The following is a 24,583-nucleotide window of genomic DNA, read 5'->3' as shown; positions in this document are numbered from 1 at the left end:
ATACATTCCTGATTTTTAAATTCAAAACTACTTACATCCAACCTCCTCCCAAGGCCACATATAATCTCACATTGGTTTGCAATTGTTCCTTTTTGATGGCTATCAATTCAATTTCAGATTGCAGGGCACGGCTCTGTGCATTCAGTACTTCCAGATAATCTGCATAACCTACCCTAAACATCACATTGGAGTTTTCCACAGATCTCTTTTGAACCTCCACTTCATAGGATTTGAGCTGGAGTTGTTCATCATAAGTCTTGAATTCATTGATCAGATTCAGGATTTCCAGATAGCTCTTGAAGACCGTTTGTTCATAATCCAGGTATGCGATTTTTTGCGAAGCCTTGGCTGTTTCCATTTCCATCCTTATGCGGTTTCGGTTAAAAATCGGTGCGGTCAATCCCGCTCCTATTTGATATACCATCGAGGCCGGACTGAAAAATAGCTTCCCAAAGTCAAATGCATTGTAACCAGCCATTCCATACAGGTTCAAACTTGGAAAAAAAGCAGCCCTGGCAGCATTTACATCAGCTTTTGACGCAATGAGTTCACGCTCGGCAATCCTGATATCCGGCCTGTTGCGCAGCAGTTCGGCAGGAAGCCCTAGTTCTGCCAATTCAGACGCATCAAATGTATCATCAAGGGTAGTCCTTTGATGCTCCATTGCATATTTGCCCAATAAACGCGTCAGGTGAAGCTCCGTAGTCCTGAGTTGCCTTTGCCTTTCGATCAACAATGCTTTTGAGTTAAGCATCAAGGCTTCAAATTGATCCACAGCCAATTGGTTTTCTTTCCCTGATTCCTTAAGGTCTTTGGATAAATTCACCGCATTTTCCTGCAAGGCTATATTGGATTCCAAGATCCTAAGCTCTTCATCCAAGGCGATAAGTTGGTAATAATGCGTCACCACCTCTCCTATCAACCAGGTTTTGATGTAATTTGCCATTTCTTCTGAAGCCAGATACCTTTCGAAGGCAGCCCTTTTTCGGTTTTTCAACTTACCCCAGACATCTATTTCCCAACTGAACTGCGCACCTATGATAAAATCCCTATAAGGATCAGGAATCAACTTATCTTCAGGTACAGTCGGTGAAAGGTTGGAGTCAGTATTACCGACACCATCCATGGTATACTCACCAAACCTCCTTGACATGGCACCGGCGATACCGTCTATTTCCGGAAGCAAACCACCTCTTGCTATACCCAGATTAGCCCTTGCAATCTTGATTTTTTCAAGGGTTTTCAGGTTATCTTGGTTATTTTCCAACGCTATTTGAATAAGCGCTTTGAGATGCGGGTCATCAAAATAGTTTTCCCAATTGATCGAGGCAACACTAGACTGAGAGACTTCTTCACTGGAATCAACTTCGTATTTTTCAGGTAAATCTTCAAGTTGGACTGAAGGTATCTCTGAAACTTTGCAGGAAAAAAGAAGACACACCATCAATCCTCCAAGCAATATTTTCGATTGATATACTATTCTCATGATGCTGTGACAGTTTTAGATGCTTTGATTGATTTTTTTTCCTTGATTTTGGCTGAAAGGGTTTCAAAAACCACAAACAAACCTGGTATCAGAAATATTCCAACAATGGTTCCTATCAACATTCCACCCGCAGCAGCAGTACCTATGGTCCTGTTTCCCACCGCTCCTGCACCGCTTGCAATGGTCAATGGAATCAACCCTGAAATAAATGCAAATGAAGTCATCAAAATCGGTCTCAACCTTTCCACTCCACCATTGATGGCTGACTTGAGAATGGAGTAACCTTTCTTTCTGTTTTGCAATGCGATTTCAATAATCAGGATGGCATTTTTCCCCAATAGACCAATGAGCATCACCAGCGAAACCTGGGCATAAATATTATTCTCCAAGCCTGTGATTTTCAGAAACAGGAATGAACCAAATATCCCTGCAGGAAGTGACAGCACTACTGGAAGCGGAAGGAAATAGCTTTCATACTGGGCCGCCAGAAGCAAGTACACAAACACCAAGCAAATGATAAAGATGTAGATGGCTTGATTTCCGGAAGCAATCTGCTCTCTTGTGATACCCGACCAATCGATATCATATCCACGTGGCAAGGTTTGTAGGGCCACTTCTTCCACCGCTTTGATAGCATCACCGGAAGAATATCCCTCCGCTGCGTCACCATTGATCATGGCAGAAGTAAACATATTGTAGCGTGTAATCTGTTCTGGACCATACACCCTGGTAAGGGTTAGAAAGTTGGAGTAAGGCACCATTTGTCCACGCTCATTTTTGGTATACATACTCAAGATGGATTCTGGGGAAGTCCTAAATTCCGGAGAAGCCTGAATCATGATTTTGTACATCTGTCCGTACCTGATAAAATTACTGGAGTAATAACTTCCCACATAGCTCTGAAGGGTTTCCATGGCGTCAACTACTGATATACCCAGTTTTGCAGCCTTGTCATGGTCTACATTGAGTACATATTGTGGAAAATTGGCTTCGAAGCTCGTAAAAACCTCCTTGAGTTCAGGCCTATCGTTGAGTTCTTGAACAAAAGACTGACTGATATCAGCCGTCTTGTCCAAGGTACCGCCTGTTTTATCCTGCAACCTCAATTCAAATCCCGAGGCATTACCGAAACCCGGCACAGGTGGTGGTGCAAAAAACTGAATTTCAGCACCTTTGATATGAGACACCCTGTCCTGATAAGACAATATGAGCTCATTGACACTTTGATCTCTACTTGCCCAATCGACCAAATTGATCATCCCCATTCCATAAGAAGCACCAGCTGTTTCGGTCAACAAACTATAACCTGCCAATGTGGAAATGGTCTCTACCTCTTCGAGCGGAAGTAGACTCGCCTGGACCTGATCCATGATTTCAGAAGTCCGCTCCACTGTAGCTCCTGGAGGAGTGGTCACATTCACATAGAGCATTCCCTGATCTTCATTTGGGATAAATCCAGTCGGCACCACTGCCAAACCTCCATAAGTCAAGGCCAAAAACAAGACCAAAATGCCCATGGTAATAGACCTTCTATGTGCTATCACATTTAGGATACCTGCATACCTTTTAGATAGCGCATCATATATTTTATTGAATTGAAAAAAGAATTTCTGCAATGGGCCCTTTTTGGGATTGTGTTCTACATCAGCAGGCTTGAGCAACATGGCGCAAAGGGCCGGTGATAAGGTCAGGGCATTGATACCTGAGATGACAATCGCAATCGCCAAAGTCAGGGAGAATTGCCTGTAAAATATCCCCACGGGACCTGAAAGGAAACTCACAGGTACAAAAACAGCTGACATTACCAATGTGATTGCTACAATTGCTCCGCCGATTTCCTTCATCGCAGCAATGGTAGCATCCATGGCATTCATCTTCAGGTCGTGCATCTTGACGTGGACCGCCTCCACCACTACTATGGCATTGTCCACCACTATTCCAATGGCCAAAACCAAAGCGAATAATGTCAGTAGGTTGATAGAAAAACCGAACAGCTGCATGAAAAAGAAAGTACCGATCAAGGATACAGGGACAGCTATGGCCGGAATCAGGGTCGATCTAAAATCCTGAAGGAATATAAAAACTACCAAGGACACCAAAAGGAAAGCCTCAATAAGTGTTTTTACTACTTCATAGATAGAAGCATCCAAGAATCTTGACACATCATAAGACACATTGTACTCCATTCCCGGAGGGAAAGAACTGACTTGGAGCTCCTCCATTTTGTCCTTGATGTTTTGGATAACCTCTCTTGCATTGGATCCTGGCCTTTGTTTGATCATTATAGAAGCAGAAGGTCTTCCATCCGTCATGGATACCATGTTGTAATCCTGCGAATCAAATTCTACTTCTGCTACATCTTTTAGCCTCAACAATGAACCATCAGGGAGGGATTTCAAAGTGATGTTTTCAAAATCTTCTTCTTGGTTAAACTTCCCTGTGTATTTGAGTACATACTGCAAAGCTTGCGGATCTCGATCAGATGAAATACCGGATTTTCCCGGAGCAGCTTCTACATTTTGCCTCCTTATGGCATCTGAAACGTCTTGTGGAGTGAGGTCATAGGCCACAAGTCTGTCGGGGTTTAACCAAATACGCATAGCATAGTCCCTTGAACCCATTATCTGAGCGAAACCTACACCATCAATCCTTTTGAGTTCGGACAGGATATTGATATCTGCGAAATTGAAAACGAACTTTTCATCCTGTGTGCTGTCTGATGTCATCAAATTGAGGTAGAGCAACATGGAATTGACCTCTTTTTCGGTCATTACTCCAGCCCTGATCACCTCCTCAGGCAATTCATCGATGACTGTGGCTACCCTATTTTGGACATTGACGGCGGCTTGGTCAGGATCCGTTCCTACTTCGAAAATGATATTGATCAGACAGATCCCGTCATTGGTATTGACGGAAGTCATGTAACTCATTCCGGGAACCCCATTGATGGCCCTTTCCAGAGGGGTAGCCACAGCTTTGGATAAAACCTCAGCATTGGCTCCTGTATATTTTGCTGTGACGGTAACACCTGGTGGTACAATTTCCGGAAATTGGGTGATGGGCAATGAGCTCAAAGACAACAAACCCAATAGCGTGATAAAAACCGAAATCACTGTAGACAGTATCGGTCTTCGTATAAATAATTCTAGCATGGTATGGGAAAATTAAACTTTGGCTAAAGTGTCGTAAACCTCAATCTCGGGTGTCAGCTCAGGAAAAATCTCCATGCCGTCTTTTACCTGTTGAATACCTTCATAAATGATGCGGTCACCCTCTTCAAAATCATCCGTGATATAAAACAAGCCAAAGCGTTGCAAAGGCTTGAAGCTCCTTACTTTGACTTTATTGTCTTTATCCACCAAATACACATAACTGTAATCTTGGATTTCAAAAGTTGCCTTTTGGGGAATCAAAAATATACCCTCCAGCTTATTTTCTGTTTGGACTTTTCCCGAAGCCCCATGTTTGATCAATTGATCAGGGTTTGGAAACCTTACCCTGAAAGCGATAGATCCGGTTCCCCTTTCAAAATCGGCTTCCATAGTCTCTAACTTTCCAGCATATGGATAAACTTCTCCATCTGATAAAATCAGGTTTAGATCTTTTTCCAGTGACTCATTTTCTATTTTTTCACGCATATACTGCAGGTACTCATTTTCATTGACCTTGTAATAGGCAAATACTTCTGAGACATCCGTGATATTGGTCAATAAATCCCCTGAGGTGACCAAACTCCCTGTTTTAAATGGTATCCTATCCACTATCCCATCAAAGGGCGCTTTGATGGTAGTGTAGGAAAGGCCTGTTTGGGCATTTTTCAGCATTGATTCAGCTTCTGTAATTGCAGATTGCGCTACAGCCCTACGTGACCTTGCCAGTTCCAATTCAGAGCTGGAAATGATGTTTTTCTCCACCAAGGTCTTGAGCCTATCGACTTCCAATTGGGCTCCCTGGGCCTCAGCACGGGCTTGCATGAGTTTGGCTTTTGCAGAATTCACTACCTCATTGAATTCATTGGAGCTTAATTGGAAAAGATTTTGACCTTTTTGGACAAACTCTCCTTCGTCCACATAGATCCTATCGACAAAGCCTTCCACTTTTGCACGGACTTCTACAAACTGAACTGCCTGAATATCGCACACATAGGTCTTAGGGACAATGACATCCATTGCCTTGAGCTCGACGATAGGTACAGCTATTGGTTTGGTATTTTGATTTTTACCAGTACCGCTGCTACATGCAGATTGAATCAGCATGAGGCTAATAATTGGTATTACTACAGCAATAGACTTAAATGCAGCATTACCTGCAAAGCCTGCTTTGAATTGATTGATTTTCATGGTATAAGAAATAGTGAATAACCTTTGGGAAAAGGTTATTTTGGGTTTAGAACATAAAACGAGTCAAAAAACTACTCAAGGAGCATTACTGCTGATAGATTTCCCTATCAATATGTCTAAACTTGAAAAAATCTCTATAGGAATATAAGTCAGGCATTGGACAGGCTTGACTTCAAAACGGATAACACTTAGAAAAAAATCATAAATCCTGACCAACTCTATTCTCTGGACTTTTGAAGTCGAGTTACTCGAAGGACGGGAGATGGAAGTTGGGAAATCAACATAGTCGAAATCAGCTTCATCCAAAAAATGCCCTTCATACTCTATGTCCTCTTCAACCTCGAAGCCATCAAATACCGCCAAAACCACGAAAAATAATGCCAGCATACAGGCAAGAAGCCTGAATTGCTTAAACAGAAAATTTCTTAGGTTTTGAATCATGCTGCAAAATTAACTTATTCTTTGATTAACATTCATATTATTGGAAGATTTCACATAAATCTGAGATTGATGGTAATTTAATTCCATGAACTCGTTCAGAATTTAGACATTTGTAAAATGAACAAGCAAGATTTACGCATCATATATATGGGTACCCCGGAGTTTGCGGTACCCTCACTTGAGGTATTGATCCAAGATGGATGGAATGTAGTCGCAGTGATTACAGCACCTGACAAACCAAAAGGAAGAGGTCAAAAATTAATCCCTTCACCGGTCAAAGAGACGGCAGTAAAACACAACATTCCGGTGTTGCAGCCGACCAATTTAAAGTCACCTGAGTTTTTGGAAGAACTGAAGTCATATCAGGCAGACATTCAAGTAGTGGTAGCCTTCCGCATGTTGCCCGAAGCCGTCTGGAACATGCCTCCGCAAGGCACATTCAACCTGCACGCTTCCCTCTTGCCCAATTACAGAGGTGCTGCACCCATCAACTGGGCCATCATCAACGGTGAAAAGGAAACTGGCATTACTACCTTTTTTCTCAAACATGAAATAGATACCGGAAGTATTATTTTTCAGGAAAAAGAGCCTATCACTCCTGAAGATAATGTGGGTACACTATATGAGAGGCTGATGCAAAAAGGGTCCAAGCTTGTGTTGAAAACCATCGAGGCGGTAGCTGCTGGACAAATCAACCCGACTGTACAAGATGAAAGCATGTTCAAGCATCATGCACCCAAAATTTTTAAAGAAACCTGCGAAATAGACTGGAATAAATCCTCCCTTGAAATCCACAATCTTGTGAGAGGACTCTCCCCCTACCCCGCTGCCTGGACTACTTTGGAAGGCAAAAACTGTAAGATTTATAAAACCCAAATTGAGGAGGAACAAAACGACAAACTCAAGCCGGGAGAATTCGAAACTGATGGAAAAAGTCACCTGACATTTAAAACAGGCTCCGGCAAAATATCAGTGCTTGAATTGCAGTTGGAAGGTAAAAAGCGGATGGCCATTACTGACTTCTTGCGTGGTTACCAATTTAAGAATTGATACCCTTTTCCATTCTACAAAAATTCTCATCCAAAAGCTGGTTATAATCACTCAAAAAAAGCTTAACATCATCGTATTGGTCAATCTCTTTTATTTTTCATAACTTGTTAAATAAATAAAAACTAGCCTCTTATGAAAAATGTATGTAAGTTTTTACTGGTATTTTTTCTGATGATTCCATTTATCTCAGAAGCCCAGATTATGAATAGGCTTCGAAATGCCGCAGAGCGTGGAGTCAGCCGGGCGATAGAGAAAACAGTCGAAAACGAAGCCGAAAAACTGGCCCAAAGACAGCTTCAAAAAGCATTTGCAGGGCTGTATGGCGAAGATGGAATGCCGGGGATGGATTGGGATAAAATCCTGAGCGGTATAAGTTCAGATGTGGAAGTTGCAGACCAATATGCATTCACCGGATTTACACTATTGGAGATTACGGGAAAAGATGACAAAGGAAAAGACATTGAACCCATGAAAATGAAGGCATTCCTGACAGAAGATGTACAGGTAATGGGCATGGAAGTGGATATGGATCAGGGTAAGAAGAAAAAAGAGGATGGTACCGCCATTATGATCTACGATTTTGCACGAAATGCTTCCATCATCCTGATGGAAAGTGATGGCCAAAAACAAAGGATGGCTTATGGCATTGATTTGGTCAAAATGGCTGAAGCGGTGGAAGTAGCAGATACTGAAGCTGATGATGATAATCAGGCCGCAGATGATTATACGCTCAAAAAAACCGGCAACACCAAAACCATCAATGGATACAGCTGTGAAGAGTACATGTTTGATTCAGAAGAAGGCACTGGGCAATATTGGGTCACCAAAGAGCCTATCAAAGGTAAGAACACATTTTGGGGTAGTGACAACCCTTTTCTTACTGCCAAAATGAAAAATGAAAATCCTTCCTATTTGAAAGACATGCCCCAAGGAAATATGATGGAAATGAATTACGTGAGCAAAATCGACAAAAGTGTGATGGATATGAAAGTCATTGAAATCAATGACAGTCAAAAACAAGTATTTAATATGAGTGATTACCCTAGTGTGTTTGCAGGAATGCAGGCAGATAAAGATTGAACTTAAACAATTTCCCTTTTTCCAATCCCGAAATGGTATTATCCAATTCGGGATTTTTTTTATTCAATGCTGATTTGATTGCCATTCTACCCCTATGAGTGTTATATTGTAAGCCAAACTATCAATATTTTGAAAATATCCATCATTGTAGCCAAAGCGAAGAACAATGCCATAGGCAAAGACAATCAGCTGATCTGGAAATTGTCTTCAGACTTGAAGCTATTCAAACAAATCACATCCGGCCACCACATCATCATGGGAAGAAAAACCTATGAATCAGTAGGGAAACCTTTGCCCAACAGGACTTCAATTGTCATTACGAGAAACCCTGATTTCAAACTCCCAAACGGTCATGTTGTGTGCCATTCCCTTCAGGAAGCAATTCAATTGTGTATAGGCAAACATTTGGACCAGGTGTTTGTCATTGGAGGTGCGGAGATATACAAGCAGGCCTTAGGGCTTAGCGACGAACTCTTGGTGACTGAAGTAGATGCTAGTCCAGAAGCTGATGTCTTTTTCCCTGCGATTGATCCTGATCATTGGAAGAAAGTCTCTTCCGATTCCTACCGCAAGGATGATAAAAACGAATACAACTTTGAATTTGTGACTTACAAAAGAGTGAAGCCATGAAATCGAAAATTGTTTGGATCACAGGTGCTTCTTCAGGCATAGGAGAGGCATTGACCAAAACATACCTTGCAAATGGTCACAAAGTGATCATTTCTGCGAGAAAAAAGGAGGTATTGGATCAAATGAGGTCAGACAGTAGCTCACCTGAAAACATCTTTGTCTTGCCTTTGGACTTGAATGAAGCGGCTGAAATGGAAGAAAAAGCCGAAGCAGCGATTCAAGCGTTTGGCAGAGTAGATGTTCTCATCAATAATGGAGGCATTAGTCAGCGGTCACTTGCGGCAGACACAAGTTTGGAGGTAGACAGAAAAATCATGGAGGTGAATTTCTTTGGGACAATTGCCCTAAGCAAAGCCCTCTTGCCTCATTTCATAGCCAATAAATCAGGTCATTTTGGTGTAGTCAGTAGTTTGGTAGGGAAGTTCGGTTCCCCTTATCGCTCGGCCTATGCAGCGAGCAAACATGCCTTACACGGTTTTTTTGACTCCTTAAGGGCAGAACATTTCAAGGATAATATCGCTGTCACGATGATCTGTCCAGGATTTATCCGTACTCAAGTTTCCGTCAATGCCCTCACAGGTGATGGCAGTCCACTCAACGAAATGGATGAAGCTCAAGCAAAGGGAATGTCCGCAGAAGATTGTGCGAAAGTTATTTTTAAGGCTATGGAAACCGGAAAAGAAGAAGTATTGGTTGGGGGCAAAGAAAAATACGCTGTGTACCTCAAAAGATTGCTTCCTTCCATTTTCTCGAAAATCCTCAAGAAAGCAAAAGTGAGGTAGGAGAAGAGATGAGTGTGTTCAGGGGACTCAGTTAAAAAGGTTAATGGTTGGGTGGATTGTGGGTGTAGGATTTTTGACGAACTGACGAACTGGGGAACTGGGGAATTGACGAACTGACGAACTGACGAATTGATGAATTGATGAACTGGGGAACTGATGAACTGAGACCAGAACACCAAACCTTCAACTCAGTATTAACCCCAATCTGAAATCTAAGATCTACACTCTACAATTTTGGTGTTAAAGGTTAAAAATGTTAAAAGTTGGGTGGATTGTGAGTGTAGGGAATTGATGAATTGACGAATTGACGAATTGACGAACTGAGACCAGAACACCAAACCTTCAACTCAGTATTAACCCCAATCTAAAATCTAAGATCTACAATCTACAATTTTGGTGTTAAAGGTTAAAAACGTTAAAAGTTGGGTGGCTTGTGGGTGTAGGGAATTGATGAATTGATGAATTGATGAACTGATGAACTGACGAACTGAGACCAGAACACCAAACCTTCAACTCAGTATTAACCCCAATCTGAAATCTAAGATCTACACTCTACAATTGTTGTGTTAAAGGTTGGGTGGATTGTGGGTGTAGGGTTTTTGACGAACTGACGAACTGGGGAACTGAAAACTAGATCGTTAAAGGTTAAAAATTGCCCCTGTGAATGTTTTTTTTTTGGGGGGGGGGTAAAAAGGTTAAAAACTCGTCTTTACATATTGGACAACTGCACTATTGATTTATCCAAGACATGAACCATCTCAGTCCTTAATTCTGCAAAAAGTTTCCTGATCCTACAGGTTTCTTCGTCTTCACATTCTCCACAGGATTCATAAAATTTTTCTGAAACGCAGGGAATCAATGCTATGGGACCGTCAATGACACGCATCAAATGTGCTACTGTGATTTCGTTGGGATCCTTTCCCAAAGTGTAACCACCCTCAGCTCCTCTATTACTTTTGACAATCTGATGTGATTTGAGATCTCTAAGGATATTTTCTAAAAATTTATAAGGAATATTCTCTCTTTCTGAAATCACTTTCGCTGAAATAGGTGACTTGGAAGGATTATCATGTAGAAATAATATAGTCTTAATTGCGTATTTGGCTCTTTTCGAAAGCATATAGTTATTTTTTGAAAAGCCAAAGTACATAAATTCGAGTTGATTTTCATAAGCAAATAGTCCTACCAGTTGTTATAATGACAAATAAAATGTTCGGATGCTTAAAAAAATAATCAAAACACCCACCATGACTAAAAGTATTTTGGGGTTTAATTTTTTACAAATATAAGCCGCGAAGGGTGCCGCAATGACTCCGCCCAATATCAACCCCAAGACGGGTGCAAGACTCAGGTCTTTTACAAAAAACACAAAAGTGCTGGCACTTGCCAAGGACACAAATATTTCTACAAAATTGCCCGTCCCAATGGCATAACGGGGAATGTGACCTTTGCCCAGAAGCGTGGAGTTGACAATCGGACCCCATCCTCCACCTCCGATGGCATCGGCAAAACCACCAACACTGGCAAGATAGGGCAGGCTTTTATCCTGCTTTTTGACCGTCTTCTTTTTGTATTTGATGACTTTGGAAAGGATAATACAACCCATAACAAACAAATACACTGCGATAAAAGGCTTGATGGCATCCCCATCAACATTGGATAGAAAAATGGCTCCGATAATCGCACCACATACACCGGGAATAAGGATTTTTTTCGCCAAATGCCATTTTACATTCCCAAGTTTCCAATGTGAAAATCCAGAGGCAAGACTGGTAAATACCTGTGCAAAATGCACCCAAGCACTGGCAGTAGCAGGTGGAATCCCAATACCTAACAAAATGGAATTCGAACTTACCCCATAAGCCATCCCCAAAGCCCCGTCTATTGTCTGTGCCACAAATCCCACCAATAAAAACCAGAAAAACATTTCGTAATCCATGGCCGAATCCAACATGGGAGGGAAAGTTTTAAAAATTACAAGAGCCAACACAACTGCTGAAAAGACAAAAAATGCCATCCAGTAAGGTTCTTCTTTTATTTTTATGATTAACCTTTCCATATTCATGAACTCAAAAATACCCTACCAATATTATAATTCCTATCTTTTATATATGATTTAATCTCAAAAAGATTCATCAGCGATTTTAAACCTTACAGAAAACCCATAAGTCCTAGGATCACCCAATACTGCGGCAAAATGCCCTGCATTGCCTGCACCTGGAAGTAATTGTTCAAAATATTGGCTGTCAGTCAGATTTCTGCTCCATAAAAATAGAGAAGTCCCATTTGGAAATCTTAGCCCCATTCTGGCATTTACCAGTGCATAACCATCTATATTCAAGTAAGCAGATGGCGAAGGACTTGATGAGAATTCTGATCGATAAAAAATTTCAGAGGCAAAAAAGAATTTGCCTTCGGTATTTTTGAATTTCAAATCTTTGGTCCATTCACCTCCCAAAGAACCTGCCCATTTGGAAATTCCCGGTAATCTACCTCCTGAAACATCCTTAAAGCTTTCTCCTCCTACTTCCTCCAAGGGGACTGGTGCGTTGGTAAACTCAATGTACCTGCCATCTGTGAAGGCAATAGCGCCAAAAACAGATACATTCTTATGAAACTTTGTGGTTGCGTCCAATTCTACTCCTTTGACATTGACCCGTTCCGCATTGGCCAGATAACCTCTGTTCACGGACAGATCAGGGGTCTGCACCAATGTCTGAAAATTAGTGATGTCTGTGTTGTGAAGCACAAGGTTTACAGTAGTTCCTCTGGCAGGAGTGGTTTTGATACCAAACTCATAGTGAGAAACAAATTCAGGTTCTATACGCGCCAGCTCTGTCATGGTCCGGCCATTTTCCCGGGGAAGACCTCCCAAATTGATTCCGACTGGCTTAAAACTGGTTGAGTAAGTCCCAAAAGTGTTCACCTTATTATTAACTTTGTAAGCAAGTGTCAGCTGTCCGGAAAAATTGGATTCTACTACTTCTGCTTCAAATTCCTGATCGTTGTAAACGGAGTTTTTCAAAGCTATCAGCTCCGGATCATCTGTTTGAAGACCACCATAACTGGTTCTCTGGAAAAACACGCTTTTCTGGTCATAATTCCACCTCAAGCCAGGCAAAACACTGAACTTCTCTGTCACTTTCCAGTCCAATTGACCAAATACTGCTCCTGAAAAACTCTTTAAACTATTCCTGGTCCTGATACCATAGCCCTCCAATAATCCGGGGGTTTCCCATAGTGGATTTTGATTGTTTTGGACAAACCTCCACTGATGCATTCCTGATTCTTCAGAATGAAAAGGGGTAGACCTTAAATCCTGCCAAAGGCTGTATACACCGACCACTCCCGAAAGTTTTGAATTGAAATCTCCCGCATAGCGGATCTCCTGAGAAACCTGATCATGTTTGGATGGAGCCTGGGATAAGGTCAATGCCTGCAATCCTGTGAAATCCCTGTCATTGGAAGGATCCCAATTCCAATATCTCCAAGCTGTGGTTGATGTCAGTGTTCCTCCACCGATTTTAGAATCCACATTGACGGAGACACCTCCCATGTCATTACCTGACCTCCATGGAGTATCATGGTCAATTAACCTGTCAAAAGGATTGGCAGATGGAAGACTGTAACCTAAGTCATTGATGATACTCCCAAACTGCCTAAAATCTGCTCTTTGCGTCTGTACCACTCCTGCCACTACCTGTGCATAACCGTCGGGCCTCTGTCTTGTAAAATCTCCGGCAATGAGTATTTCTGTTTTTTCGGAAGGTAAATACAACAACTGTCCTCTTATTCCAAGGTTATTAAGATCATTAGTGAATTTTTGTGTATTGGTATTGTATATAAGCCCATCTCTTTTGGTTCCTGTAAAAGATACCCTTCCTGCCAATTTTTCTGTTATAGGTCCAGTCAATGAACCTCTGGTCTGTACAAAGCCATAGTTGCCCATGCTGCTTTCAAGTGTGAGCTCATTTTGAAATCGTGGTCTTTTCGTTGTAATGTTAAATGCACCAGCTGTCGTATTTTTACCGAAAAGTGTTCCTTGCGGCCCCCTTAGTACCTCAATTTGCTCCACATCAATAAAATCCAGGGATGTCACAGCAGGTCTTGCATAATATACCCCATCGATGTAAAAACCCACTCCCGGATCAATCCCATCATTGGTCAGACCAAAGGTGGATCCCAAACCGCGGATATTCAGTGTTGTATTCCTGGGATTAGAAGAATATAGCTGCACAGAAGGTACCAATTCTTTGAGTCGGTTGACATTGAAAGCCTGCGCGTCTTCCACCAAAGCCCCGGAAACCACACTAATGGGAATAGGTACTGCCTGGATTTCTTCCTGCCTTCTTCTTGCTGTGATGACGATTTCAGAAAGCAGGTTATCTTCTTCCAAGGCAAGTACAATCGGTGCGGTAGGCTTATTTGACAATTGAATTTCGAATGTTTCAAACCCAACTGCACTAATGGTGATTTTGAAAGGATATTCTATTTCTGGAGTAATGGAAAAGTTGCCCGATTCATCCACCAAGGTAAACTGTTTGGCAGATTTAATGGCAACCATAGCATCAGGAATGACTTTACCTGTTGGATCTGTAATTGACCCTGTGATCTGGTCTTGGGCAGTGACACTGTGGACTGCAAAGACTAAAAATGCCGCAAAGAGTAGATTTAATTTCATAAGAGATAATTGAAAGATCTTTAACAATACCTAACTAACCCTATCATTTAGATAGGAATTACCGCAAATGTATGGAATAAGTTTTAAATTTTACCAAGCTTAAAATAAAATCTAATTCAACTAAGCAAAAACATCCAATTCAGGTAAAAACCGGAGAAAGGATTAATGTGTACCATTTCTACACTTGGGTATTTTTTCTACAATATTAGAACCAACTTTTAATCTTTTTTCACCCTTGAAAGGCCCTATGGGCTTCATAAAAATGAGGCATAATCTTAGGTATCTTTGATTAAAACCTCATTAACCGAGTATTTCAAATGAAAAAATCTTTTACATATCTGATTACATTACTGATTGTTTGCTGCTCTTTACTCACAATCCAAAATTCCTATAGTCAAGGAACAACAACCTCCGGTTTGACTGGATTGATTACAGATGATATGGACGAGCCATTACCTGGCGCTACCATCCAGGCCAGACACACACCCTCCGGTACATCTTATACAACTGTCACCCAACCCAATGGCCGATATACCATTCCAAACATGAGGACTGGAGGACCATATACAATAGAAATCTCATTTATTGGTTTTGAAACTCAAGTTTACAATAACATTACACTCCGCCTAGGACAGCGATTTGTATTAGATGCCCAAATGAGTGATGAGGATTTTGCATTAGATGCTATCGAAATCAGGGGCTTTAAAGACAATCTCCTGAATGATGAAAGAACTGGTGCAGCCACTACAATCAACAGAGAAGCCATTACCACCATGCCCACACTGAGCAGAAGCGTTCAGGATTTCACCAGGTTGACACCTCAATCCTCCGGTGATTCCTTTGCGGGTCAAGACCCAAAGGCCATCAACTTTTCTTTGGATGGTAGTATTTTTAACAATTCTTTTGGTTTATCGGGCTCTATTCCTGGAGCACCTACCAATTCTACCCCAATTTCTTTGGAAGCGATTGAAGAGATTCAGGTGAACATAGCACCTTATGATGTGACCCAAGGGGGCTTCACCGGTGCTGCCATCAATGCCATCACCCGATCAGGGGACAATGAATTCCGTGGTTCCGCTTTTATCAACAACAGGAATGAAAGATTTGTAGGCAGCAATGCCAGAGGTTCTGAAGTAGTGACAGACGATTTTAATGTTCAACAATTTGGATTCAGGTTAGGTGGGCCAATTATCAAAGACAAACTTTTCTTTTTTGTATCAGCAGAATCTGAAAGAAGATCCGACCCAAACTCTCCATTTATAGCCGATGGCCCGGGAAGATCCGGCGCTAATGTCACTCGGGTACAGCAATCTGATATGGATAATATGAGGGACTTTTTGGTTTCCAATTACAACTATGACCCTGGCATGTATGAAGATTATAACTTGCCGACCATCTCTGATAAATTTCTTATCAAATTAGATTATAACATCAATGAAAACCACCACCTAAGTGCTAGATTCAATACGCTCTTATCCTCAAGGGAACGTCCTGTAGCCAGGACCTCCCTTGGGTTTGGGGGCAGAAATCAAAACTTGTTTTCATTGAATTTCCAAAATTCCAACTACCTCCTAAATGACAATATCTATTCTGGTATTGTGGAGTTGAATTCCTCTTTCGGCAATAGGTTTTCAAATGAACTCAGGTTTGGTTTGACCTCCAATAGAAACTTCAGAAGTTGGGAAGGCGGAAACTTCCCAATGGTCGACATCTTGGAAGGTGGAAGAAATTACATGTCTTTCGGAACAGACCTACTTTCACCAAATAGGGCTCTAGAGACAGATACCTGGCAGTTTCAAAACAATTTTTCAGCATATTTGAATAATCATACCCTTACAGCAGGTGTCAACTTCGAGTATTTCAACTTCAACTACACCTTTACTCCTACTTTCTTTGGGCATTATGTGTTTAACTCGCTTGATGATTTTTATGCCAGTGCTGGAGGAGAAGAGGTAGAACTGAGGAGATTTCAAAGAGGGTTCTCCGCATTGCCTGGAGGGGATATTCCTACTGCCAATACACAGGCATTTATAGCAAGTGCCTATGTACAGGATGAAGTGAATGTCACCAACAATTTAAAAGTTACTTTGGGTTTGAGGTTAGATGTGCCTTTCTATAACCAGACAGCGAGATTCAATCCTCAAGCCGCAGAATTGGATTTTAGAAGGCCAGATGGAAGTCCGATCCAAATAAATACTGACCGGCTTCCTGATCCACAATACATGTGGAGCCCTAGAATGGGATTCAATTGGGATGTCATGGGTGACAGGACTTTTCAAGTTCGTGGTGGAACAGGCCTTTTCTCAGGAAGACCTATTTACATCAATATTTCCAACATGGTCAATACCAATGGGGTATTGCAGGGTCAGGTCAGAGAAGACAACACGACAAATTTCCCATTTAGCCCTGACCCAAATGCCTATATCCCTCAAAATCCAGGAACACCTGAAACCTATGATTTAGCCTATATTGATCCGGGATTCAGAAATCCACAGGTTTGGAGAAGTAACCTTGGAATTGACAAAGAATTGTTTGCCGGTATTGTGGGTACTTTTGAAGGTATTTATACCGCTCAGGTTTCCGATTTATTGTTTTACGATTCCAATTTGAATCCTTCCACGAGAAACCTTGCTGGTCCGGACAATAGACCGCTTTATGGGTTTTCTGATGAAGCCAATAGAAGAAACCAAAATATAACCAATGCAGTAGTGCTTGACAACACTTCTCAAGGATATTCCTACAGTTTGACTTTTCAGCTAACAAAAAACTTCGACAATGGACTTCATGCCATGGCTGCCTACAACTATGCTGTGGCCAAAAATATGGTCGATGGAAATACCCAACATTTCCTCTCCTATGAGAATATCCATTCTGTCAGAGGAGGTAATTTCCCTGAATTGGGCTTTTCTTTGGACGACCAAAGACATAGAATCATCAGTTCGGTAGGTTATAGAAAAGAATACGCGAAAAACATGGCATCCACCATTTCTTTATTCTATGAACTGAGAAATCAAGGTGTTGAGTCTTATGTGTATAACACAGATGTCAATGGAGACCAGATCGTAGGAAATGACTTGTTGTTTGTTCCGACAGAATCACAGCTTCAGGAAATGCAATTTGAGCCTTTGACTGTAAACGGTACTACCTTCACCCAAACGGATCAAAGGGCCCTATTTAATGATTTCATTATGCAGGATCCGCACCTCAGCACAAGAAGAGGTAGATACGCAGTCAGAAATGGTGTTCAGTTCCCAGTAGTTGGAAGACTTGACCTATCCTTTATGCAAGAGTTTTTTGTCAATATTGGTGACAAAAGGAACACCATACAGGTAAGGGCTGATATCTTCAACTTCACCAACATGATTAACAGTAATTGGGGCGTAGGGCAGATCATTGCCAATGAATCACCAATTGGGATCACTAACATTGACCCGGTGACGAATGTACCGACTTACCAATTGAACCCATCAGGAAGCGAATTACCAAACCGTACTTTCGTCAGAACCGCCAATATTGGAGACGTATGGCAGATGCAGTTGGGGGTGAGGTATATTTTTAATTGATGAGTATAGTTAAAAGTAGGTTTGGGCTGAGTGGAGGAGTTGGCACTCGGTTGCTTTGCGGGACTTTTGAGTAAAGAGTTTTTAACCCAAAATATCTCGTTTCAAATCTAGTCTTATGTGATGAAGATTTTTGAGCCATTCGTGGAGACACGAACGGCGGCGAAAATAGCGAAGCATTCTGCGAAAATCTGCGAGATCTGAGGGAGATTGTTGGGGTTTCCAGGAAGTGGAGGCGTTATCAGACAGTTGTACCGCTGGACCTTGAGTTTGAGTTTTTAACCCAAAATACCTCGTTTCAAATATAGTCCTATGTGATGAAGATTTTTGAGCCATTCGTGGAGACACGAACGGCGGCGAAAATAGCGAAGCATCCTGCGAAAATCTGCGAGATCTGCGGGAGATTGTTGGGGTTTCCAGGAAGTGGAGGCGTTATCAGACAGTTGTACCGCTGGACCTTGAGTTTGAGTTTTTAACCCAAAATATATCGTTTCAAATATAGTCTTATGTGATGAAGGTTTTTTAGCCGTTAGTGAGGACACTAACGGGGGCAAAGGTTTGGAAATGTTAAAGGTTGCGCGGATTGTCGGTGCAGAAGATTTCGTCGTTGTGAGTGGGGTTGAAACCCGAGGTTATTAACATTTGACCGCTTTGGGGTCTTAGATGATCTATTCCCTAGAGATTATTCCTGTTGTATTTCCAACTACAAAAGAACTCTAAACAGAGGGTTTCTCCCCTCTCCATTAAGGGAGTGGGGTTGGGGGTGAGGGTATTAGTGATTGTAGAATCGATTAATTGTGATTGGGCGGATTGTGGATGTGGTACTGTCGTAAACGGACTTTTAATACCTTTTTGAGCTATAAGCTCAAGAATCATAATTCCGAAGGTGCAACCTTCGGATAACGCACCACCTTTGCCAGCAAATGGATTCTATGGCCGTAACTTAAAAAAAGAGAACCTCATTTCTATTGAGCTCTAAGCCCTATTTCCATTATATTTCTACTGTATTTATACCGTATTTCTACTTCATATCTAAAAACTATAATTATACCTTCTCTTATTTTTACTTAAGACATCCATAAACAGGTAAAACATTGGCCCTTGAGACAAATCAACTTGCCTGTTGTTTCCTCTGGTATTGAGCTGAACGATATAGCCTAATTCTATTCGGGTCCACTCCCAGAACCTATATCCTATACCTACATAATTTCTGTTTTGTGAAAAGAAATTCGTACCGTAATCCCTCCCCCATTCAACATGCATTTCGGAGTATTGGGAAATATACCAGGTGTTGTTGGTGTAAAAATAATCTGTGTTAAGCGGTATTCTGGTTCTTAATCTATAGCGCACCCGCCAATTGTGATTAGGTCTTGTATCCCCATCTATTCCCCTCCACCTGGACTCAAATCTCAGCCTGTGCGTGAAATTAAAACGGTTGTAATACACATAATTGTTGATCTGCAAGGTAGTTCTCATTTCCCTTTCAAAGGGCCTGTCGAGGTCAGATTCCAATGGATATCTTGGAGCTGAATAAAATATCCCCATCGGGTTCAAACTTACTCGGGTCAACTTGGTAAACTGATAGGCAATCCAAGGCCTGATACTCAGTCTTAGAGGAGCATCCCAAATATCACCTTGACCCAATTGACTCTGCCTTCTATACACTACATCTGCTTCCCAAGCCCACTTGGTGGTGTCGTTGAAAAAATCAGAAACATAATATTTGGTATACATCATTCTGTTATCCAGAAATTCCAATTCATCCTCCTGTGCAAATGTATGCGCAACACCTAAAAAGAGGGATATAAATGTTAAAATTAAAACTTTCTTCATCTAGGTTTGAGTAACTACAGGTTCAATAATCTTTCAATTCGACTTGGAATGTTTTCTCTCCTCAAGGCACGGTCAAGTCTCACCACTTCTTCGGTATCGCTTCTTTTCACCAATTCCTTCAGTCTGTTTTCTAGTTTCCGGAATTTCTCCAAGTTGTTTTGCAAATCCTTACAGTTTCGGGATTCGAACAGATTTTCAGCATAGGCATTGAACAATGGCCCAGTCCCTTTGCCATATATGGCAGGTAATATCTTAGTCTCTATATCCCTTTCAAAGAATGGGTTTGGGGAAAATCTGGTGAATTCTTTGTCAAGCCGCTCTGGCATATTTTCAATGAAGAGGATTTCATCATGTTGGTTGATCAGATAATCCAGCATACAGGTCAGCTCCTTACCCAACCTTACTTTTTCATCATAATCTTCTGCATCAAGGTATTCATTCTGAAGTCTCTGAAGGGTATTGTTATGAATCACACGGTAAATTCTATAATCCAGTGGCATTTCTTCGAAAGTGCGGTCTTCAGGAATAACCTGTAGAAAGGAGTACATCGCGTCAGCTCTTGTTTTTAGCTGGACAATCTGATTATCCAAACTATCAATTGTAGCTTGTTCGTCAAAAATCCTGATTTCCATAAAAGAGTAGTCTAAGTATTCATCAGTCCGTTGCTTCAAGGTATCTGTGAATGCTTCTATCTGTTCCATCAACCTGTGCGGAGAATCAACATAAATCCCCAAATCAAATGTTGCTTCTTTTTCTACACCGGCTTCCTCATAGGTAAAACTATCTGCCTGATTCAGATTTGGTAGACCATTTGGATAATAGTTTGGTCTATAAAGAAAATCAAAAAAGCCCTCTTCGGTCAATTCAATTACCTCCAGCATGTCCTGAGACTTTCTACGGGCATGGTCTATAAAACCAAAAATATAGGGCAGACTGTCAATTCTATCTCGGTTCAGGATAAACTTGGCATTACTTAAAAAGTCATTGTATTCATCCAACATGATATTAAGTCTTGGCTGCACGCTTCTGATCAATCTTTCTTCTTCTTCAGGGTATACAAACTTAAATCTTCGGGTCAATTTAAAAGCAGGATCTTCTCTTTCGTCTGTTAAACCCTCTGAAAATCTATTAAACCTGTATAAAATATTATCCAGTATAGAATTGCCTTCAACCTGTTCGGTTAATTTTTCATCAATCTCTGTGTAGCCATTTTGAAAAAGCACTCCAAAACCTTCTTCGCTGATTCTAAAGTCAATTTCTTGAATCTGCCCATCTGAATCTTCTAATTTTTGAATTACATCTTCATAAGCGATATCTACATCTACCGTACCTGCTGTTTCATTAAACTTATTAAGTTTTAATAAAAACCCATCTCTATAGACCCGTGATTCTTTAATTTCATCTCCATTATTGATATACCTTAGAATCAAGTCACCATCAAAAAATCCTTCATCGTTTAGATTACCTCTTAGAAAATTTTTACCTTGAAGATCATCGAATTTAAATTCACCTACTGCAATCCCATTTTTAAAAGTGAAGTTTCCTCCATTCGTTTCTGGTAATCTTCTGTTGTCTTTAATTGTAACAACCTCAATCATCCAATTCCCTTCTGGTATGCCATTCAAATAATTAAACTTTGCACTTCTTTCGATTCCATTTAGAAGATACTCTAAACCCATAGATCTTCCTTCGGTTAAAGATTTGATATCCAAATCCAAATCCGAAAGCTTATATTCCCATTGACCATGGAATCGATTTTCCTGATACTTACCATTTATTTGTAACTTTCTGATTGAATTTGAAAGCAATTGATTATACAGTTGGGAGATGAAATCATAGTTGCCCTGCTTTACAAAAAGAGTATCATCCATATAATATTGCACCTTCTCTATACCTAAAAATTCTTCTAAGTATATGGTATCTCTTTCAACCATTTGAAGATTTTGGCCATTAGCCTGCACCAGAATAAAGAAAAACCAAAAGATATTTATTGCTTTTTTTACCATTATCTACCTCCTGTAATTTCTAAATAGAAAATATCCACCTTCTAGCATCATTGAAAACATAGCCCCTTGTTCCGCTCTGTCTAGTTTACTTACCCCTACATAGGATCTTGCCCTAAAAAAGAAATTCCCCACTTCTCCACTTAGACCGAAAGTCATGCCTGTATCGAAGCGATTAAATCGCTGAGGATCATACTGAAAATCATTCATAATAAAAGGACTATAATTCTCACTCAAATTACTTGAAAGCCTATAACTAAACTGTGTGCCTAGAAAAAATCTCCAATCAATCGTTCGGAGTTCTGGTAACATAAAAGAAACATAAAGGGGAAAATCGAGGTGGTTGTTTTTTATTAAAATATTTTGTTGACTATGCCTAAAATTTCGTTGCGCAAAATGTACTCCATAATCAATAAAGCTGACTTGACCCAAAGGTATAAATCCTTCAAGCCCTAAATTGAAACCACCAGCCATAGTTAGATCCCGAAAATGATTACTCCAATAAATTCCGCTAGAATTGACCCCCCCGATGATCATGACATCATTTAGAAAATAAGGCAAATTTGAAAGATCAAGGATATTTTCAGTTTCTTCAATTTCTTGATCTTCTTCCTGAGAAAAACCTGAAACAGGAAATAAAATAAAAATAATCAAAATAATCTCAATTAATTTAAATTTGGATGTACACCAGTATTGATCTAACATAGAGCTTAATCTTGTGTGGGGTTACTAGATTTAAAGTTAAAGGTAATACTTATTTATTCCTTTAACGAATCAATACAATTGGAAATATATTCCATATGCTAGGTTGAACTGAAATAAAATCAAACCAGGACTTGCTGTAAAGTCATATTCTCCTGTTCTGTTTCTAAAAATCTCTCCTTCTCCAAATTGGATTGGAGCCAGTACATTTACATGTGTAAAGAATCCAAAGTGAGGTGAGAAAGGTATTTTAATTCCTCCTTCTATACTAAATGCAAATTTATTAAAAGATTCAAAATCAGGATTTAGAGAATTTACAGCAAAATTCCCCAATCTAACTCCTCCATAAGGCATCACTGCGGGGTCATTGTCATTTCTTTCATAAAATACCCCCATCATAAAGGATCTCACTTGAGCTTCTCCTAAATTTTCCCATGGCTCCCACTTCAATGGTTTGTATTTAATCGACGTTGGACCACCTATATAGGTGGCGTCCAGCATCAGGCCATTTTCGAATTTATAATGGAGTGAGGTCTGAAAACTAAAATCCTCCATTGGCATTACTATTCCTGAAGGGGTTTTGACATTTCCGCCAACACGATAATTAGGAGACAACCTTACCCCAAATCCCTGTCCTATGGCTTCCAGTCCAGACATAACAATTAAAACGAAAACTAAAACTATAAACTTTGTAAATCTCATTTCAATCTTACTTTCGGACGGTTTCAATATAAGTAATTTCAAATGGAACAATTTGGGCCAATTTATCTTCTTCTTCAATGAATTCCTCGAATAAAGGCAGATACTCATTTCCAAAAAACCTGATTAACGCCCTATCTGATAAATATTCTGACGGAATATTACAGGCTCTAAGAACTGATAAACTGTCATCACCAGGAAATCTAGCTACTATAAAGTATTCTTCTCTTACAGTATCAAATCTTACCAATCCATCAACTGAATTCCAAACCCTTACTTGTTCAAAATCCTGTAGCCATGGACAAGGTGTTGCTTCCTCAAAATCAAGAATGTTTGTACAAGATGTTGATAAAATCGACGAAGAAACCAAAATGAATACTATCCTAATTGCGTACTTAAGCATAAAAGATTCTCAATTATTGATGATATTTTCTAACCTATCTCGGTTATCTCTCCCGATTCTCAACTTTGAAAAGTAGTCTACAAAGAAATAAAACATCGGACCTCTAGTCATATCTATTGTTCTCCCGTCTCCCCTAAAGTTATACTGGTGAATATATCCCACATCTATTCTTGCCCAATCCCAAAACCGATAACCTAACCCTACAAAATTTCTATTTTGAGCAAAATGGTTAAGTCCAAATCTCGGACCTAACTCTATATGCATTTCATGGTAGTTGGTGGTATAGAGAACATTATTATCATAGAAATGCTTTCCGTTAAGTGGCACCCTAAATCTAGTCCTTTGTCTTAACCTATAATTCCATGTTGGCCCCATAGGTTCATCTACACCCCTCCACCTACTTTCAAAACGCCACCTGTGAGTCATATTTACCCACTCCTTACCAGCCTTTTTAATATATGCATCTTGGGTGATCTCCAGCATGCTTCGTAATTCGTATTCCCTGTTTCCTATCAAGTTGACATCAGAAGGTTGCCCTTGTCTTGGATCACTTACATAAAGACCTATTGGATTGAAATGGACCCGGGTAAACCTCCCAAATTGATAAGCGATAAAAAACCTGGCACTTGTCCTCAATGGTTGCTCAACAAAATTATTGTTGGTTAGACCACTTTGCCTTCTATTGATAATATCAAAATAATAAAACCATGTTTTTGACTCAGAGAGATAGTCCAAGAAAATGAATTTCGTATAATAGACCCTTTGATCCAACATCCTTCTGTCAGGCCGATATACTGAAGCTTCTTCATCTAGAATCTGAGAAAAAGAACTGGTATGACAACAAAATACCGTGCAGAGTGCAAATACTGCTACTTTTAAATTAAACTTCATTT

General features: G+C 40.4%; 18 protein-coding genes. 5 read left to right on the top strand and 13 right to left on the bottom strand.

The window, feature by feature from the left end:
- Window positions 1–31 precede the first annotated feature (31 nt).
- The 4 genes from CLW00_RS16975 to CLW00_RS16960 form a co-directional block, all read right to left on the bottom strand.
- Entirely contained in the window at window positions 32–1,486 is a 1,455-nt protein-coding gene (locus CLW00_RS16975) for a TolC family protein (protein WP_106134890.1), read from the bottom strand.
- Window positions 1,483–4,638 carry an efflux RND transporter permease subunit gene (locus CLW00_RS16970; protein WP_106134889.1) on the bottom strand — a complete coding sequence of 1,052 codons (3,156 nt, stop codon included), beginning with the start codon at window positions 4,636–4,638 and terminating at the stop codon, window positions 1,483–1,485. Before CLW00_RS16970 ends, CLW00_RS16975 begins: the two co-directional genes overlap by 4 nt.
- 12 nt (window positions 4,639–4,650) lie before the next feature.
- Window positions 4,651–5,742 carry an efflux RND transporter periplasmic adaptor subunit gene (locus CLW00_RS16965; protein ID WP_106134950.1) on the bottom strand — a complete coding sequence of 364 codons (1,092 nt, stop codon included), beginning with the start codon at window positions 5,740–5,742 and terminating at the stop codon, window positions 4,651–4,653.
- Between the two features lie 159 nt (window positions 5,743–5,901).
- Window positions 5,902–6,267: a hypothetical protein gene (locus CLW00_RS16960; RefSeq protein WP_245917345.1), complete on the bottom strand. Its 366-nt coding sequence runs from the start codon at window positions 6,265–6,267 to the stop codon at window positions 5,902–5,904.
- 117 nt (window positions 6,268–6,384) lie between these two features.
- Between CLW00_RS16960 and fmt the strand changes: the two genes are divergently transcribed.
- From fmt to CLW00_RS16940, 4 genes are all read left to right on the top strand, one after another.
- Window positions 6,385–7,317: a methionyl-tRNA formyltransferase gene (gene fmt, locus CLW00_RS16955; RefSeq protein WP_106134888.1), complete on the top strand. Its 933-nt coding sequence runs from the start codon at window positions 6,385–6,387 to the stop codon at window positions 7,315–7,317.
- A gap of 132 nt (window positions 7,318–7,449) precedes the next feature.
- Window positions 7,450–8,397: a DUF4412 domain-containing protein gene (locus CLW00_RS16950; RefSeq protein ID WP_106134887.1), complete on the top strand. Its 948-nt coding sequence runs from the start codon at window positions 7,450–7,452 to the stop codon at window positions 8,395–8,397.
- 129 nt (window positions 8,398–8,526) lie between these two features.
- A complete protein-coding gene (locus tag CLW00_RS16945) occupies window positions 8,527–9,027 on the top strand; it encodes a dihydrofolate reductase (RefSeq protein WP_106134948.1) in 501 nt (166 codons plus the stop codon).
- Window positions 9,024–9,809, top strand: a complete 786-nt coding sequence (locus CLW00_RS16940; protein WP_106134886.1) for an SDR family oxidoreductase — start codon at window positions 9,024–9,026, stop codon at window positions 9,807–9,809. The genes CLW00_RS16945 and CLW00_RS16940 overlap by 4 nt, the downstream gene beginning before the upstream one ends.
- A gap of 709 nt (window positions 9,810–10,518) precedes the next feature.
- On the opposite strand, the gene CLW00_RS16935 is transcribed toward CLW00_RS16940, so the two are convergent.
- The 3 genes from CLW00_RS16935 to CLW00_RS16925 form a co-directional block, all read right to left on the bottom strand.
- On the bottom strand, window positions 10,519–10,929 hold the full coding sequence (locus CLW00_RS16935; protein ID WP_106134947.1) for an RrF2 family transcriptional regulator: 411 nt from the start codon (window positions 10,927–10,929) through the stop codon (window positions 10,519–10,521).
- A 72-nt stretch (window positions 10,930–11,001) separates the two neighbouring features.
- Window positions 11,002–11,868: a sulfite exporter TauE/SafE family protein gene (locus tag CLW00_RS16930; protein WP_106134946.1), complete on the bottom strand. Its 867-nt coding sequence runs from the start codon at window positions 11,866–11,868 to the stop codon at window positions 11,002–11,004.
- Between the two features lie 63 nt (window positions 11,869–11,931).
- On the bottom strand, window positions 11,932–14,490 hold the full coding sequence (locus CLW00_RS16925; RefSeq protein ID WP_106134885.1) for a TonB-dependent receptor: 2,559 nt from the start codon (window positions 14,488–14,490) through the stop codon (window positions 11,932–11,934).
- Between the two features lie 317 nt (window positions 14,491–14,807).
- Here CLW00_RS16925 and CLW00_RS16920 point away from each other — a divergent pair, with 317 nt between their 5' ends.
- Entirely contained in the window at window positions 14,808–18,053 is a 3,246-nt protein-coding gene (locus tag CLW00_RS16920; protein ID WP_106134884.1) for a TonB-dependent receptor, read from the top strand.
- 1,029 nt (window positions 18,054–19,082) lie between these two features.
- On the opposite strand, the gene CLW00_RS16915 is transcribed toward CLW00_RS16920, so the two are convergent.
- The 6 genes from CLW00_RS16915 to CLW00_RS16890 form a co-directional block, all read right to left on the bottom strand.
- Window positions 19,083–19,883, bottom strand: coding sequence for a DUF2490 domain-containing protein (locus tag CLW00_RS16915; RefSeq protein WP_106134883.1), 801 nt, complete (start codon window positions 19,881–19,883; stop codon window positions 19,083–19,085).
- A gap of 14 nt (window positions 19,884–19,897) precedes the next feature.
- The gene (locus tag CLW00_RS16910) at window positions 19,898–21,817 is read right to left on the bottom strand and encodes a hypothetical protein (protein WP_146131446.1); all 1,920 of its coding nucleotides are present in this window, start codon (window positions 21,815–21,817) and stop codon (window positions 19,898–19,900) included.
- Window positions 21,818–21,892: 75 nt separating this feature from the next.
- Entirely contained in the window at window positions 21,893–22,540 is a 648-nt protein-coding gene (locus tag CLW00_RS16905; RefSeq protein WP_245917343.1) for an outer membrane beta-barrel protein, read from the bottom strand.
- Window positions 22,541–22,660: 120 nt separating this feature from the next.
- Window positions 22,661–23,245, bottom strand: coding sequence for a hypothetical protein (locus tag CLW00_RS16900; protein ID WP_106134880.1), 585 nt, complete (start codon window positions 23,243–23,245; stop codon window positions 22,661–22,663).
- Between the two features lie 52 nt (window positions 23,246–23,297).
- Window positions 23,298–23,690: a hypothetical protein gene (locus CLW00_RS16895; protein ID WP_106134879.1), complete on the bottom strand. Its 393-nt coding sequence runs from the start codon at window positions 23,688–23,690 to the stop codon at window positions 23,298–23,300.
- Window positions 23,691–23,699: 9 nt separating this feature from the next.
- Complete coding sequence (locus CLW00_RS16890; protein ID WP_106134878.1) at window positions 23,700–24,581, bottom strand: DUF2490 domain-containing protein; 882 nt, start codon at window positions 24,579–24,581, stop codon at window positions 23,700–23,702.
- Between the last annotated feature and the right edge of the window lie 2 nt (window positions 24,582–24,583).

The organism is Mongoliibacter ruber, assembly GCF_003003005.1.
In the GTDB taxonomy this organism is placed as follows: Bacteria; Bacteroidota; Bacteroidia; order Cytophagales; family Cyclobacteriaceae; genus Mongoliibacter; species Mongoliibacter ruber.
This window is presented reverse-complemented; position numbering and strand designations above follow the sequence as displayed.

Bases quoted from the DNA above. Each gene is read 5' to 3' on its own strand.
- CLW00_RS16975 (WP_106134890.1), bottom strand. From the start codon at position 1,486: ATGAGAATAGTATATCAATCGAAAATATTGCTTGGAGGATTGATGGTG.
- CLW00_RS16970 (WP_106134889.1), bottom strand. From the start codon at position 4,638: ATGCTAGAATTATTTATACGAAGACCGATACTGTCTACAGTGATTTCG.
- CLW00_RS16965 (WP_106134950.1), bottom strand. From the start codon at position 5,742: ATGCTGATTCAATCTGCATGTAGCAGCGGTACTGGTAAAAATCAAAAT.
- CLW00_RS16960 (WP_245917345.1), bottom strand. From the start codon at position 6,267: ATGATTCAAAACCTAAGAAATTTTCTGTTTAAGCAATTCAGGCTTCTT.
- fmt (WP_106134888.1), top strand. From the start codon at position 6,385: ATGAACAAGCAAGATTTACGCATCATATATATGGGTACCCCGGAGTTT.
- CLW00_RS16950 (WP_106134887.1), top strand. From the start codon at position 7,450: ATGAAAAATGTATGTAAGTTTTTACTGGTATTTTTTCTGATGATTCCA.
- CLW00_RS16940 (WP_106134886.1), top strand. From the start codon at position 9,024: ATGAAATCGAAAATTGTTTGGATCACAGGTGCTTCTTCAGGCATAGGA.
- CLW00_RS16935 (WP_106134947.1), bottom strand. From the start codon at position 10,929: ATGCTTTCGAAAAGAGCCAAATACGCAATTAAGACTATATTATTTCTA.
- CLW00_RS16930 (WP_106134946.1), bottom strand. From the start codon at position 11,868: ATGGAAAGGTTAATCATAAAAATAAAAGAAGAACCTTACTGGATGGCA.
- CLW00_RS16925 (WP_106134885.1), bottom strand. From the start codon at position 14,490: ATGAAATTAAATCTACTCTTTGCGGCATTTTTAGTCTTTGCAGTCCAC.
- CLW00_RS16920 (WP_106134884.1), top strand. From the start codon at position 14,808: ATGAAAAAATCTTTTACATATCTGATTACATTACTGATTGTTTGCTGC.
- CLW00_RS16915 (WP_106134883.1), bottom strand. From the start codon at position 19,883: ATGAAGAAAGTTTTAATTTTAACATTTATATCCCTCTTTTTAGGTGTT.
- CLW00_RS16910 (WP_146131446.1), bottom strand. From the start codon at position 21,817: ATGGTTGAAAGAGATACCATATACTTAGAAGAATTTTTAGGTATAGAG.
- CLW00_RS16900 (WP_106134880.1), bottom strand. From the start codon at position 23,245: ATGTCTGGACTGGAAGCCATAGGACAGGGATTTGGGGTAAGGTTGTCT.
- CLW00_RS16895 (WP_106134879.1), bottom strand. From the start codon at position 23,690: ATGCTTAAGTACGCAATTAGGATAGTATTCATTTTGGTTTCTTCGTCG.
- CLW00_RS16890 (WP_106134878.1), bottom strand. From the start codon at position 24,581: ATGAAGTTTAATTTAAAAGTAGCAGTATTTGCACTCTGCACGGTATTT.